Origin of the sequence: Bacteriovorax sp. Seq25_V (assembly GCF_000447795.1) — a bacterium.
Taxonomy (GTDB): Bacteria; Bdellovibrionota; Bacteriovoracia; order Bacteriovoracales; family Bacteriovoracaceae; genus Halobacteriovorax_A.
This window is the reverse complement of sequence record NZ_AUNI01000020.1, coordinates 147,354-161,061: the sequence shown is the minus strand read 5'-3', so window position 1 is coordinate 161,061 and position 13,708 is coordinate 147,354. Positions and strand designations below refer to the sequence as shown.

Sequence of the window (13,708 nt, the reverse complement as noted above, 5' to 3'; positions counted from 1 at the left end):
TAGCAGCGCGTCTTGTACCTGAATTTGTTTAGGACCAGGAATCTGCAAAACTAGCTATAGTGACCCCAGTGTCAAAATGGCCCATGAAAAAATTTCATTTTGCACCTATAATTGATCTAATAAAAATTTATTGGAATCCGATAGAGTTCGTACAATCGAACAAATAAAAAGGACCAGCCATGGAAGAAATAGAAAAAGAACTTAAACTAGCAACGATGAGTGAGCTTGAAGATCATCTTGCAGAACTAAGTGATGTCTTATACGGCAAAGAAGTTTCAGAGTTTGGTACTGATGACTATAATCAAATGTTTCGCGTGATACATTCTATTAAGGGTAATACAAGAGCTTGTGGTTTTGACTCAATAGCGGAGATCTCTCACTTATTTGAATCAAAGTTGATCCAATTAAAAAATGGTGAAATTGAGTTTGATAGTAAATCTTATGATACATCATTAATGTATCTCAATTCTCTCTCTGATTATCTTGAAATATTAAAAGTCGACTTGACTGCAGATTTTGATTTCTATGATTTAACAAATATGATTCAAAATCAAGCAAGTGATAAACCAATGAAGAAGAATAATTTTAAGTTTCTTATTATTGATGATGATCCAGATATTCAAGAAATTGTTTCCACCTATCTAAAAGAAAGTTTTAATTGTGAAATTGCAACATCTGCTAATGGTCAAGAAGGCTTGAGAGAGAGTCAAGCTAAAACATACGATGTCATCATCTGCGATTACATGATGCCAGAACTCGATGGGAAGGCGTTTATCAATCAACTCAGAAAATCTGTTGGAGGCAATCAACATACACCAATTATTTTCTTGAGTGGTTATCGTCCAGAGATCAATGCTGACGAACAAGTCTGGGAAAAAGTATTCTTTGCTGAAAAACCGTTATCAGAAAATAAACTTATTTACTATATCAAGTGCTCAATTGAACTTGGAAAAATTGCTGCATAAAATTTAGATGAATGTAGAAGAACAAAGTAATTATCGCTTTTCAGGACAATTAAGAGATAGAGACCAAGAGGCTTTGTTCAAAGAATATTATTGGCAGCAAAGTAAGAAGCACTTTTTTGTAAGCTATAATATCTGCTGCATTCTACTTCTTTTTGCTGGAATCTTTTTTGACTTTCATCGTACCTTTTATTGGGGAAGTGCAAATATCCTCATCGGTCTTCGCCTTATACTAGTCTTTGCTGGACTGCTAATGTTTCCACTTTTCTACAAAAAAGTTCATTACCCTAAGGCTATTGAAGAGTATGGTTTTTTCCTGATGCTACTGTCGACTCTCATAATTATTCTTCTGACTTTGATGACAAGGGGAAATAGCTTTACTCTAATGCCAGGAATTCTCATCATGACCTGCTCATTTTATATAGTAACTCCAGCACCGCTACTTTATGCATTTATTTCCTCTACACTTTTACTAGTACACTACATTTTCTTCTTTAACTTTGAACTCGTTGGATTGAATGCTCATATTTATATGTGTTTCATGTTATGTGCTATTAACATAGTTCTCATTTATATAAAAATAGTTCAATCAAAATCACAAAGAGCAAGTTTCTTGGCACAAGAATACCTTAAAGAACTCGGCTACGCTAAAGATACGATACTTAGCCTTATCGGCCATGACCTTAAAAACCCACTTACAGTTATTAAAAGCAGAGTAGAAATACTAAAAAAGTCTCTTGAGAATGATGATATCGAAAGAGCAAACAAACAAGTTGAATCAATAAACTCCGCCTCAGATAACTTAAACGGCCTTCTTCAAAACCTACTTGAATGGGCCATAAGTATCAAGTCATCAAATGCAAAGAATGAATCAAATTGCGTGCAGAACGCATGTGCAAATGCGATAGATTTTTGCGAAGATTTAGCAATTGGAAAAAGTATTAATATTGAAAGTACGATTCATCCTCTTAAGTTTTGTTTTAATCAACTGATGCTTGAGACAGTGATTAGAAACCTCATCGCAAACTCAATAAAATATTCATTTGAAAACTCTAAGATTAGTGTGACGGGAGAAATCCTCGGCTCTCAATATAAAATAACAGTGAAAGACGAAGGTATTGGTATTGATGAAGATTTTTTAGAGGAGCTTAGAAAAGGTGTCAACAATAGAACATCTCTTGGAACACAAGGAGAGCATGGACACGGAGTTGGTTTAAAACTTGTTTTCCACTTACTTCAATCACATCAATGTGATATCGATATTAATTCGACTAAAGATGCGGGATCCAAATTCTCTGTCTTTCTCCCAATAATCTAATTCTTCCTTTGAAAAAATACTAATTATTCTTTAAACTACTCTCACATTCAATTTTTTACAAAGGCATTTCATGAAGAAATATTTCTGTCTCCTACTGACGACTTTGACACTATTCTCTTGCAACAAACAGGAAAAGACTAAACTTCTAGTAATCTCAATTGATGGTTACCGCCACGATTATACAGAACTCTACTCTCCACCATTTTTGACAAAGTTTAGCAATGAAGGAGCAAGGCTAAGATCACTAAGACCGTCATTTCCGACAAAGACTTTCCCTAATCACCTCTCCATTATGACAGGTGTTTACCCAATGAATCATGGTATTATCGCCAATCACTTCTATGCTCCAGATCTTGAAAAAAGATACTCACTCAAAGATAGATCTAGTGTAACGGATGGAAGATTTTATAAGGCGCTTCCGTTTTGGGCGCTTGCAAAGAAAAATGGAATCAAGTCAGCGACTCTATTTTGGCCAGGCTCAGAAGCGGAAGTACTAGGCTATCGACCAGACTTCTACCTTGATTATGAGCATACAATGCCACATGAAGCGAGAATTTCTAAGGTACTCGAGTGGCTATCTGATAAGACAGAGAATGCACCTCAATTTCTAACTCTCTACTTCTCTGATGTAGATTCCGCTGGCCATAAATTTGGTCCAGAGGCGCAAGAAACAAGAGAGGCCGTTTTAAAGGTGGATAGATCAATTGAAAGTCTTCTCAGTCAGGCACTTAAAATTGAGCCAAATCTCAATATTATTGTACTCTCAGATCATGGTATGCAGGCACTAGTTGCAGAAAATAAAGAGCTCCTTTTCAAAAAATCTAATGATTATATTCGCTCTCTCTACTTTATTGAAGGGCATGGTCCAATTTCACATTTATATAAAAAATCTAATATCGTAACCAATATCTCAAAAGATATTGAAGCGATTAATAAGACCGCCAAGAACTTCAAGTGCTACTCACCAATGACTACTCCAAAACAACTTAAGTTTCACTCGAATGTGAGAATTGGTGATATCGTCTGTATTGCAGATGATCAGTGGAATATCATTTTAAATGTTGATGATAAGCTTTCACTAGGAAATCATGGTTGGAATCAGCATGAGACAAATGATATGGATGCTATCTTTTATGCAAAAGGTCCTAAATTTAAAACTTCATATGTGCATAAGAGCGTGGATAATATAAATATTTACCCTCTGTTCGCCTATATTTTTGGAATCAAAATTGACCACGGAATTGATGGAAACTTTGCTCCAATTATGGGTATTTTAAAACAATAGTCATTTGAACTTATATTCAAATCCGACACCAAGTTGATGGTCGATATCATATCGGCCATTTCTATCGAACTCTTCCTGTCCATACTCTTTTGAATAGCGATCAGCATTATATTCCATGCCAGCTTTGACATAAATATAACCACGATCTGTTACTCCAAATCTTCTTGTAAGTGATGCTCCTGAGATCATACCTGATTCACGATCTTGATATTTCTTAACATTCCCATACAGTCGCACGTCCCACTGAGGAAATACACTTCCTTCATTCTCATCAAGGAAAATAGCTTTTAACTCTCCTCCTACTGAGACATATCTTTCAGAGCTTCCAAGAGTCGATGCTTGAAGCCCAGTGTAAGCAGTGGCTTCGAGTGACGACTTATCGCCTCTATAGATTTCAAACTTCTTACCAACCTCTACATAGGCTTCGTAGCCTCTTCGCTTTTCCATATAATCCAAGTAGTGATATTGAATTGTATTGTCCTTTGCCCCTTCTAGATTCTTGTGCCAGCTTTCCTGTACTTCTTTCGCAATGCCTGAAGTATCATCCATTTCTTTTTTACGACCAATTACTTTTACATAGACATCATCAAAACCAAGTTCTCTCTTGATCTCAAGTTCTATACCATCAATACTTAAAAACTCTTGATAGCGTTTTCCTTCCTCATCGTAGATAAATTGCGACTTGTACATTTTCCCATTATATTTATAGCCATTTCCTTCAACTGAACCGAGACGACCATAACCTTCAGAGAACTTGCGAAGAGTAATCTCCCCTTTTTCAAACTGTGCACTTACTTCTCCAGAAATTCCAAATGTTTTACCACGATCATCTCCCTCTATTCCTTCACCCCAACTTGTAACGCCAATGGCCCCAAGTCCACCGTGCAAAGGATTATCATTTGAAGTCATTAACTCCAACTTCATTCCAGTGAGTTTTCCCATAGCAAAGAACCCATCTCCCTCGAGAGCAAGCTCGACGACATTATGATCCTCTGTATTTGATTTTTCATACTCGACAGTTACATCATCATTGATGACTTTATTTTGACCACATGGACCAGATTGCGGTGTTGTATAGTCATTAATTAATTCAAGAGTTTTTAAATTATAAATAACCAACTCTTCATCTGTTGGTTTACTTAAAGTAGAAATCTCAGCATGCTTTTTTAGCGTCTGGAACAATTTTTCAGTATCCTTTGAGGGAATATCATAAAAATGTTTTTTTTCAATTTGATCAAACTTACGTCGTGGATACCAGTATGACTTTCCACGGGCCTTGAAGAGGTAGCTACTAGTAGCATCGTCAAATGACAAAGAAACTTCTACTCCATCAACCTGAGATTTATAAAGATAGCCAGACAGATTACTTGCAGTAGTAAATTGACATAATAGAAATATACCGACCAAAAATATTTTTCTCATAAATACTTTTCGGTATATCTATTAAAAATCTTGAGTTAAGAACTCAACTGTTTTAAGACCTGGAGTAAGCGCTCAGATGAGAACGGTTTTTCAAGTATTTGGTAGAATTTATCATGATATTTATGACTGAATTCCTGGTCGATTAGGCCACTCATAAGAACAACCCTGACATCTTTGTTAAGGGTATTTTCTTCAGAACGAATAAAAGTGATTATTTGCTCTGAGCTCTCATGCCCTAAAACGATATCTAGGAAGATAGCTTCGAGCTCAATTTCTTTAATAACCTCAATTGCATCCTGGCAATTATCCGCCTGCATCGAAATTGCACCAAATTCTTGAAGTTCCCACTTTAAAAAGCTCAAAACATCATGATTGTCATCAACAATTAAAAAGGGCTTCATTTGCTATCCTATTCTATTTTTTTTTGCGATATCGTTCCTTCAAATTTGGAGAGAACCTTATCCAGATACTTCACGTTCTCGAGACGCTTTTGCATCGATTTTTTAATAATACAATTATCTTTTCCAACACACTTAAGTGTGGATACACTCTTAAAGCAAGTTGCAAGGAAATTAAAATATTCAGGTGTGCCAACTTGAATTTTTCCTTCCGGAACTTCACCTGGCCCTACGACAAAGAGAGCCTCATTTCTCTTTAGACACTCATCAATACCAAAGACTGTGTATTCAAGAATATTTTGCTTTCTCGCGTTCTTGTAATTTTCAACAGGAGATGCAAAAACATAGAGACTAGAGATAAATATGATAGCGAGCAATTTAATCAACTTTATTCCTTTTCAAGCGACTTAATTATTCTAACTTAAAATGGGAAGAGGAAAAATCAATAAAAAACTGGGAAGAAATTACTTTTTTATCTCCATTCCTACAATTAAGTTAACCACTTTCTTAATTTTTAGAAGATCAGCAGGGTCCTTAAGTGCTTCAGAGTATACAAAGTAGAAATCAGGGTGAGTCATTCTTAAAGATAATAGAGTTTCTTTACTACCGAAGAACCACATCCCATTTAATGTACAAAAGATCTCAAGAATATCTTTTAAGAGACTCACTCTTCTGTAGTTAGCTTCGTCATCACCTCTTTGCAATCGATCATACGTGCGCTGTAGCCAAAGTACGAGATTATTTCGAAGAGCACCACCAATTTGAGCAGGACCCTCGCCGATATAATTACGAACACCTTGAACAAGACGTTCACCTTGTTGCTTATCATCAAGAATGATTTTGGCGTTCTTTAATTTCATATATTGAGAGAAGTCATTGATCTTTGATAGTTTTGACATCGGTTCAAGCCAGCAATCAAGAAAACGCCCCTCAAACTCAAGGTTGAAACACTCGGGAGCATCACCTTCGTAAAAGCAGTGAATATCAATATCACTTTTTGGTGTATAGTCGCCACGAACCATTGAACCGTACATGATTGCAACTTTAATATCGATATTCTCTAATAAGAATTCAAGTAATTTATCTGAATTAACACCGCTCATACTTATTCCTTTCCCATTAAATACGGCTTCTAGTATAATTCTGACAAATCAATCACCTTTTTACAATAAAGGAATTTATGACAAACTACGTTTGGGGTAATGAAACACAATTCTTCTTTCACTTAACACCTGAAATTGTTCTTGATGCTGTCGAGGCCTTGAAAATAACGACAACAGGTCGTTGCCTCCAATTAGGAAGTATGGAGAACAGGGTGTATGAGATAGAAATAGAAAGACCAACAAACGAGATTAAAAGTCCTAGTGATAAGTTCATTGTCGCTAAATTTTATCGACCAGGACGATGGAATCAAGATCAGATACGCGATGAGCATCGCTTCCTGCTTGATCTTGACGAGCAAGAGCTTCCAGTCATCGCCCCCCTTGTTATTGATGGTGAAACTTTATTTAAACTGAAAGATCATGATATCTACTACTGCCTCTTCCCAAAGAAAGGAGGAAGAGCACCAGAAGAACTCAATGAAGAACAGCTGCAAATCATGGGAAGAACGCTTGGAAGAATTCATAATATTGGTGCAAGCTCTGTGGCAAGTCACCGCTTATCAATTAATACAAAAACCTATGGAGAACAGAACCTCGATTTTCTTTTAGAAAAAAATATTATTCCTCCGCAATATGCCAAAGGCTATGAGAGCGTTGTGCGAGAGATTTGTGAAGTGAGCTCTCCCCTTTTTAAAAATATTAAAAATATTCGTATCCATGGAGATTGTCACAAAGGTAATATCATTTATCGCGACGACATCCCTTACTTCATTGACTTTGACGATATGTTAATGGGTCCTGCAGTTCAAGATATCTGGCTAGTCGTTCCCGGTATCGATGAGGAAGCACTTAATGATCGAATGGTTCTTCTTGAGGCCTACGACTCAATGAGAAGCTTCAATTATGAAGAGCTAAAGTTAATTGAACCACTGAGAGCTCTACGTTATATCCACTTTGCCGCTTGGATGGCCAAGAGATGGGATGATCCAATTTTCAAAGAGAATTTTCCCTACTTTAATACAGATCAATACTGGGCAGAGCAGATATATGATCTCAATGAACAACTAAGGACGATTAAAGGTCCTTCGAATGGATATGGCAATGGGTATGGAGACGATGATTACTACTATTAAAGCTCTGCTCTAATTGTCATCAGTAGTTTTCCAAGCTTATTCTTACCTGTGCGATCACCACAATCACCCCAGTAACAATCATTCTTGGTATGTTCGAATATCTCACTATCATTAGTTGAAAGTAGTAGCTCTTTTAAGACTTCATACTGAGTGAATTTTGCTCTTACAGCAACATCCATCGCAATATCTTTATAAGAATCCCAGTCTGCACGTTTTGGAATATTTTTATCTCTTCCTCTCATTGCTGCCTCATATGGTGAAGGCGCTTGTCTTACCCACTCTTGGAGATCAGCTGCTTCATACTTATGTGCCTGATAATAATGTTCAGACGTCGGCCAAAGAACTCCATTAATTGTGATTGGAAAGAGAGCAAAGTTTGAAAACTCACCATAAGCTGTTTTCGTTGAATAGAAGTCTAAGATATCTTCTTCGTAAGGAATCGCAGGAGTTTGCGGATACCTGTCGTAATGAGGAATTGATCCAGCAAATGTTACAAGAGAAATAAAGGTAAGTGTGCAAATTTTGATTAGATTTTTCATGGCCAAATTAAATAAATAAATTCACCAAAAAGCAACGTCTCTTATTAGACGCTACGAATTAAGAGCTTGATTTCCGGCAATATCTTTAAAAGTTTTTTTCAAGTAGATATAAGCAAAGAATCCAGTTACCAGATGGGCAGTAAGGCCGGCGTAGTAAATTCCATACTCATGAAACGTCCCACGTAAGATGAAAGCATATGGCAGATAGATAATGAACATCTTAAAAGCATTGGCCACGAGAGATACTTTGGGTCTTTTAATAACATTAAAAACATTAACAATATTTAAAAGGACCCCATTACCAATTATTCCTATCGTAATAATAAGTAGGTAGCTTCTTGCGGCACTCATTACTTCAACATCATCGTTAAAAAGCGCACTAATATTATCAGAGAAAAAGTACATAACTAAAAAACAAAATGCGGCCCAAAGTATTGGAAAAATATTAGCATAACGAATCGCCTTATTTATTCTTTCAAAATTCTTAGCACCAAAGTTCTGCCCAACAAATGGGCCAAGACTAACTGATAGTCCAATAAGCAGAATAGTCATAAAGGACTCGATACGAGTTCCGACACCAAAACCTGCGACAACTTTATTTCCATAATTTGAAACCATTCTTGTAACGATGGCCATTGAAATAGGAGAAACAATATTTGTACAAGTCGCAGGAATTGCAAGCCAGATAATATCGGTCCATGACTTCCAAAGTTCCTTAAAGTTTTTAAAAGGATTTTTGATTACACCATACTTTGTATGAAGAATATAAAGTGAAGCAAAAAGTGTTAAGATTCTTGATATCATCGTGGCGATGGCAGCACCTTGTAGTCTCATTGGCTCAATTGGTCCTAAACCAAAAATGAGAATAGGATCTAAGATGATATTTACAATCCCCGCAACTGCCATGATCTTTGCTGGATTCTTAGTATCTCCAAGTGAGCGCATAATATTATTTCCAACCATCGGAATAACAGTAAACGGCGTACAAAGATACCAAATTTGCATATACTCACGGATAAGAGGAAGAACCGTATCATCTGCTCCCATCAAGCGAAATTGCCAATCAATTGTTGAATATCCTAGAACTGCGACGATACAGACTATAACGATAGCAAGGAGAAGACTATAACTTGTGTACTGCTTAACTTCCTCTACTCGACCTGCGCCAATGGCCTGAGAGGTAAAAGAGGCTGTTGAAGTACCAATACCAAAAGAGATTGATCCCACAAGCATTGGTATAGGAAAAGTAAACGCCATGGCAGCAAGCTCCAAACTTCCAAGCTGACCAACGAAGAAAGTATCGACGAGGTTAAATCCAATAATACTAAAAACACCAAATGACATCGGTAACGCTAAAGAGATTAGTTGTAAAAGAATATTACCTTGAGTGAGACTTGCTTTGAGTTCTTTCTTTTCCATATCCTCACTATATACAAACAAGAGTTAAAAGATAAGCATTTAATCAAAGTACTCGCTGCGTCTTATCAAAATGTGGTCCATCACCTAAAATTTTTAAATGGATTATATTTTAACATCAGAAAATTTTGACTCATCTGTTAATGCTCTTAACAGACCCTATATTATTAAGTTTGGATCTGAAACATGTGGTCCATGCCAAACGATGAAACCTGTTCTAGAAAAGTTTCGTGAAAGCTATCCTGAAATAAAACTCTTTGAAGTCGACACAGACCAAAGTCCTGAACTTGCAAGTCATTTTGAAATTAGATCGGTGCCAACAATTCACATCTGTGAAGGCAGAGAAATTCTTTACTCATTCTACGGTGTCACTCCATTTAGAGATTTAGAATTCGTAATTACAAATATCGACCAACCTTATTTTCGAGAGCACGGACAATTTGAAGTTGAAAAACAAAACAAGTCATACTCATTTGAAATCTTAATCATTTTACTACTAGTCATTTTTATTGGTGCTTTTATCTTCTTAAGCCTCTAGGATTTTTATGAAAAGCTTTTTTCTTATCCTCTTATCACTTCAAACACTTGCATCTTTCTTGCCTGAGAATATGGAGACAGTTGAAGTTGATAATACTTTCATGGAAAAATCTAATAGAGAACTCTACGAGATAGAGCTTGATAATTTTCGAGGATTTTATAATATGTCCAATCTCGAGGTCAGGCTGGCCTGGGAAAGAAATGACGTTAATGCATATGCTTCCAGAGAAGATGGCCTAATGGTTATCACAATTCTTGGTGGACTTATACGTCACAAACAAATGAACATTCAAACTTTTCAGACAATACTTTGCCATGAGCTTGGCCATCATTTTGGCGGAGTTCCCTACAAACAAGGAAGATGGGCCACGGTTGAAGGAAAGAGTGATTACTATGCAACAAATACTTGTCTTAAAGAATATATCGCTAACGAAGACAATCAGAATTTCATGAAGATGCATAAAGACGAGTCCAGCCAAATTGGCCTTTGTGCAAGCAATGATTATCTTTGCCAGCGCCTCATTCTAAGTGGAAAAAATACTGCCGAGTTTTCACACAAATTATCAAATACCAGAAGAGGTAATCGCTTTCCGTTTCCAAAATTGACTAGACAAGATTCAAGTATTGTCACCCAAACAATGGAAGAACATCCAGCTCCTCAATGCCGTCTCGATACATTTAAAGCAGGGATTTTAAACGAGAGCTATCCTAAGTGCTGGTATTTTAACGATGGTGTAAACTAAATCTACACCCCTAAATAAATTTCAATAAACCTGAATATGAACGCTTCTCCAGGTAATCTAGAAATAATTTTATTTCATAAAACTGGAGACAACATGAAAAAGTTATTACTTGCTTGCGCACTTTTATCAACATCGACGTATGCCTTAAAAATTGAAATTGGAACAAATTTAACATCTAAAACTTTCTATAAAAAGATGGCGAAAAATGATTTTATTAAGTCATACTCACTAGCGAGCGGAAATGTATCTTTTAAGTTTTCTGATGATGGCGAAACAATGCTAGAGAAATCAGAAGACGTAAGCCAAAGAGATGATAAGAATGCTCATCTCAAACGTATTACAGTTACAGGGAAGAACACTATACAATATGTAGATAAAGAAATCGACGCTAACGGAAGACAAGAGAATATTGATATTGAAATAAATGCAAAAATGAAAAAATCATTCACTGGAAACTTAAAAGAACTTACAATCTCAAAGGAAGAACTTCTCGCCATATATAAAGATGAATTAGAACAGTCAGGTCTTGCACAATTACAGCATTTAAATATTGACACAGATGAATTTAAAATCTCTAGTGATATCCAATTTAGTGATATGGAATGTTCTGTAGATGGTGACACACTTGCTTGTACGGATCATTTAAAAATGACAATCGAAGTATCTGACGAATTATAAAAATATAGAGCTTGGCCTAGAAACCAAGCTCTTATCTATTTAAATCTCCCAAGTAAACTCGACGAGATTATTACCAGAAGTTTCTAAACACTCATTATTAACTTTAGTCATAAAGAGTAGAGAAATATAAGCATTAAACTTAATCACATATCTAAAACCATTTACCATAAGAGCATCAATTGCCTCTTTCTTACTAGTACAAACTTCATCACCAACAGCAACAGAAGATTCAAAGTTTAAAAACTTCTCCCCTTTTTTACGTGAAAAGTATGCGTGATAAGAACAACTCCCATCAGAAGACATTAGGTCCATTGTGATATTACGGGTGCTATCAGAGACCCCTAAGAGGGTAAACTCCATGTCTAATTCCGCAAGCTCAGTTGGTGTGGAGGCCTTATCTCTAAAGCTCTTACACGCATAATTTTGGAAAGTTGTAACGAATTTTTGGTTCTTTGCTGTTAGCACTTCTAAAGCATAAATATTTGAAATTATTAGAATCGAGATTAGAGTTTTCAACTTAGACCACCTTGTTTCACTGATCAAACTTTATTATCACTAGCAAAACAAGGTGTAAATAGATATGAATATTTTTCTAACTAATCATGTGATCTTCAAATGAAGTCAGGGCTGCTTTCGCTCCCTCTCCCATTGCGATAATGATTTGCTTAAATGGTACAGTTGTTACATCTCCTGCGGCATATATATTTGGAACACTCGTACGACATTTTTCATCGATTACAATTTCTCCAAATTTATTTGTCTCAACAACATCTTTGATAAAAGCACTATTTGGTAAAAGACCAATCTGAACGAAAATTCCATCAAGCTCGAGATTCTTGATTTCACCGTTGCTTCTATCTTCATATGAAAGACCAACAACTTTTTCGCCGTTACCAACGACTTCATGTGTTCTCGCATTTTTTAAAATCTTTACATTTGGAAGAGACTCAAGTTTTTTAACAAGCACTTGATCGGCCTTAAGTTCTGGAGCAAATTCAATAAGTGTAATACTCTTTACGATGCCAGCAAGATCGATTGCTGCCTCAACACCAGAGTTTCCACCACCAACAACTGCAATATCTTTTCCTTTGTAATATGGGCCATCACAGTGTGGACAGAATGCTACACCACGTCCAATATATTCTTTCTCACCAGGAATATTTAACTCTCTCCACTTCGCTCCCGTTGTCACGATAAGAGACTTTGTTTCAAGCTTCTCTCCAGAGTCTAAAGTTAAGAATGAATTCTTATCTTTTACAACTTTTGAAACTCTACGATGCTCAAGAATTTGAATATCATATTCGGCCATATGCCCTGCGAGTTTAGCCGCGAGCTCAGGACCTTCTGTATATGGAACAGAGATTAAGTTTTCAATCCCTTTTGTATCTTGAACCTGGCCACCAACTTTTTCCGCAATTACAGCAGTCTTTAAACCTTTACGAGCACTGTAAATGGCAGCAGATGCACCAGCTGGGCCACCACCAACTACAACAACATCATAGAGACCAAGGTCTACTTCTTTTACTTCTCCACCTTCTTCAACCCCGTATTTTTCTTCAAGTTTCTTAATAAGATCTGGTAATGATATTTTTCCTGAACTAATAAGTTTTCCCTCACCAATAACACTTGGAACCCCTTGGATACCCAGAGAAGAAATTTCTTCCTGAACGAATTCTCCATCAACCATCGTATGAGAGAAGTTTTCATTGAAGATTGCCATTAAGTTTAACGCCTGGACAACCTCTGGACAGTTTTCACATGAAAGTGAAATATATGTTCTAAGAGCTATTGGCCCTTTTAATTTCTTAATTCTATTGATGATCATATCATCAGGTAATTTTCCTTGCTTGTCTGAGTTTAGAATTGCAAGAATAAGTGACGTGAACTCATGTCCACCAGGAATACCTTCAAAAGCAATTCCATTCTCTTTACCATCATATTTAATATAGAAGCTTGGATAAGACTTCCCGTCAGCAACTTCTGTCAAAACTATCTTATCTGATGTTGAAGAAAGTTGAGTTAACATTTCTTTTAACTCTGCTTGCTTAGCGTGATCAGAAGTTCTTAGAACCAATTCAACTTGATTCTCAAGCTTTGTGAATACTGATTTTAATTGTTCTAACATTGCACTATCTAACATACTTTCCTCGATCTTTTCCTAAAGAAGAGCCGTC

15 protein-coding genes are annotated in these 13,708 nt (G+C 36.3%); 7 read left to right on the top strand and 8 right to left on the bottom strand.

The window, feature by feature from the left end:
• The first annotated feature begins 179 nt into the window (after positions 1-179).
• From M900_RS17325 to M900_RS13460, 3 genes are all read left to right on the top strand, one after another.
• Positions 180-965 carry a response regulator gene (locus M900_RS17325; protein ID WP_021275506.1) on the top strand — a complete coding sequence of 262 codons (786 nt, stop codon included), beginning with the start codon at positions 180-182 and terminating at the stop codon, positions 963-965.
• Between the two features lie 7 nt (positions 966-972).
• A complete protein-coding gene (locus M900_RS13465) occupies positions 973-2,280 on the top strand; it encodes a sensor histidine kinase KdpD (RefSeq protein ID WP_021275595.1) in 1,308 nt (435 codons plus the stop codon).
• Positions 2,281-2,350: 70 nt separating this feature from the next.
• Positions 2,351-3,565: an ectonucleotide pyrophosphatase/phosphodiesterase gene (locus M900_RS13460; protein ID WP_021275408.1), complete on the top strand. Its 1,215-nt coding sequence runs from the start codon at positions 2,351-2,353 to the stop codon at positions 3,563-3,565.
• Here M900_RS13460 and M900_RS13455 read toward each other — a convergent pair whose 3' ends face one another.
• From M900_RS13455 to M900_RS13440, 4 genes are all read right to left on the bottom strand, one after another.
• The gene (locus M900_RS13455) at positions 3,566-4,987 is read right to left on the bottom strand and encodes a hypothetical protein (protein ID WP_157680668.1); all 1,422 of its coding nucleotides are present in this window, start codon (positions 4,985-4,987) and stop codon (positions 3,566-3,568) included.
• A 35-nt stretch (positions 4,988-5,022) separates the two neighbouring features.
• Positions 5,023-5,388: a response regulator gene (locus tag M900_RS13450; RefSeq protein WP_021275637.1), complete on the bottom strand. Its 366-nt coding sequence runs from the start codon at positions 5,386-5,388 to the stop codon at positions 5,023-5,025.
• Between the two features lie 8 nt (positions 5,389-5,396).
• Positions 5,397-5,771 carry a hypothetical protein gene (locus M900_RS13445; protein ID WP_021275429.1) on the bottom strand — a complete coding sequence of 125 codons (375 nt, stop codon included), beginning with the start codon at positions 5,769-5,771 and terminating at the stop codon, positions 5,397-5,399.
• Between the two features lie 78 nt (positions 5,772-5,849).
• Positions 5,850-6,488, bottom strand: coding sequence for a nucleotidyltransferase domain-containing protein (locus tag M900_RS13440; RefSeq protein WP_021275329.1), 639 nt, complete (start codon positions 6,486-6,488; stop codon positions 5,850-5,852).
• A 77-nt stretch (positions 6,489-6,565) separates the two neighbouring features.
• On the opposite strand from M900_RS13440, the gene M900_RS13435 reads away from it, so the two are divergent.
• The gene (locus tag M900_RS13435) at positions 6,566-7,621 is read left to right on the top strand and encodes a serine/threonine protein kinase (protein WP_021275334.1); all 1,056 of its coding nucleotides are present in this window, start codon (positions 6,566-6,568) and stop codon (positions 7,619-7,621) included.
• Here the strand turns inward: M900_RS13435 and M900_RS13430 are convergent.
• On the bottom strand, positions 7,618-8,160 hold the full coding sequence (locus M900_RS13430; RefSeq protein WP_021275638.1) for an NADAR family protein: 543 nt from the start codon (positions 8,158-8,160) through the stop codon (positions 7,618-7,620). The two genes, M900_RS13435 and M900_RS13430, sit on opposite strands and share 4 nt — an antisense overlap.
• A 51-nt stretch (positions 8,161-8,211) precedes the next feature.
• The gene (locus M900_RS13425; protein ID WP_021275438.1) at positions 8,212-9,579 is read right to left on the bottom strand and encodes an MATE family efflux transporter; all 1,368 of its coding nucleotides are present in this window, start codon (positions 9,577-9,579) and stop codon (positions 8,212-8,214) included.
• 97 nt (positions 9,580-9,676) lie between these two features.
• Here M900_RS13425 and M900_RS13420 point away from each other — a divergent pair, with 97 nt between their 5' ends.
• From M900_RS13420 to M900_RS13410, 3 genes are all read left to right on the top strand, one after another.
• A complete protein-coding gene (locus M900_RS13420; protein ID WP_021275489.1) occupies positions 9,677-10,114 on the top strand; it encodes a co-chaperone YbbN in 438 nt (145 codons plus the stop codon).
• 7 nt (positions 10,115-10,121) lie between these two features.
• Entirely contained in the window at positions 10,122-10,856 is a 735-nt protein-coding gene (locus tag M900_RS13415; protein ID WP_021275400.1) for a hypothetical protein, read from the top strand.
• 93 nt (positions 10,857-10,949) lie between these two features.
• The gene (locus tag M900_RS13410; RefSeq protein ID WP_021275308.1) at positions 10,950-11,534 is read left to right on the top strand and encodes a hypothetical protein; all 585 of its coding nucleotides are present in this window, start codon (positions 10,950-10,952) and stop codon (positions 11,532-11,534) included.
• A gap of 39 nt (positions 11,535-11,573) precedes the next feature.
• Here M900_RS13410 and M900_RS13405 read toward each other — a convergent pair whose 3' ends face one another.
• Together M900_RS13405 and ahpF are read right to left on the bottom strand one after the other, a co-directional pair.
• Entirely contained in the window at positions 11,574-12,050 is a 477-nt protein-coding gene (locus tag M900_RS13405) for a hypothetical protein (RefSeq protein ID WP_021275564.1), read from the bottom strand.
• A 76-nt stretch (positions 12,051-12,126) separates the two neighbouring features.
• Positions 12,127-13,674, bottom strand: a complete 1,548-nt coding sequence (gene ahpF / locus M900_RS13400; RefSeq protein WP_021275626.1) for an alkyl hydroperoxide reductase subunit F — start codon at positions 13,672-13,674, stop codon at positions 12,127-12,129.
• Positions 13,675-13,708 lie beyond the last annotated feature (34 nt).

Coding starts and splice junctions, on each gene's coding strand:
- M900_RS13435 (WP_021275334.1), top strand. CDS start 6,566: ATGACAAACTACGTTTGGGGTAATGAAACACAATTCTTCTTTCACTTA.
- M900_RS13415 (WP_021275400.1), top strand. CDS start 10,122: ATGAAAAGCTTTTTTCTTATCCTCTTATCACTTCAAACACTTGCATCT.
- M900_RS13410 (WP_021275308.1), top strand. CDS start 10,950: ATGAAAAAGTTATTACTTGCTTGCGCACTTTTATCAACATCGACGTAT.
- M900_RS13440 (WP_021275329.1), bottom strand. CDS start 6,488: ATGAGCGGTGTTAATTCAGATAAATTACTTGAATTCTTATTAGAGAAT.
- ahpF (WP_021275626.1), bottom strand. CDS start 13,674: ATGTTAGATAGTGCAATGTTAGAACAATTAAAATCAGTATTCACAAAG.
- M900_RS13455 (WP_157680668.1), bottom strand. CDS start 4,987: ATGAGAAAAATATTTTTGGTCGGTATATTTCTATTATGTCAATTTACT.
- M900_RS13425 (WP_021275438.1), bottom strand. CDS start 9,579: ATGGAAAAGAAAGAACTCAAAGCAAGTCTCACTCAAGGTAATATTCTT.
- M900_RS13450 (WP_021275637.1), bottom strand. CDS start 5,388: ATGAAGCCCTTTTTAATTGTTGATGACAATCATGATGTTTTGAGCTTT.
- M900_RS13430 (WP_021275638.1), bottom strand. CDS start 8,160: ATGAAAAATCTAATCAAAATTTGCACACTTACCTTTATTTCTCTTGTA.
- M900_RS13460 (WP_021275408.1), top strand. CDS start 2,351: ATGAAGAAATATTTCTGTCTCCTACTGACGACTTTGACACTATTCTCT.
- M900_RS13420 (WP_021275489.1), top strand. CDS start 9,677: ATGGATTATATTTTAACATCAGAAAATTTTGACTCATCTGTTAATGCT.
- M900_RS13465 (WP_021275595.1), top strand. CDS start 973: ATGAATGTAGAAGAACAAAGTAATTATCGCTTTTCAGGACAATTAAGA.
- M900_RS17325 (WP_021275506.1), top strand. CDS start 180: ATGGAAGAAATAGAAAAAGAACTTAAACTAGCAACGATGAGTGAGCTT.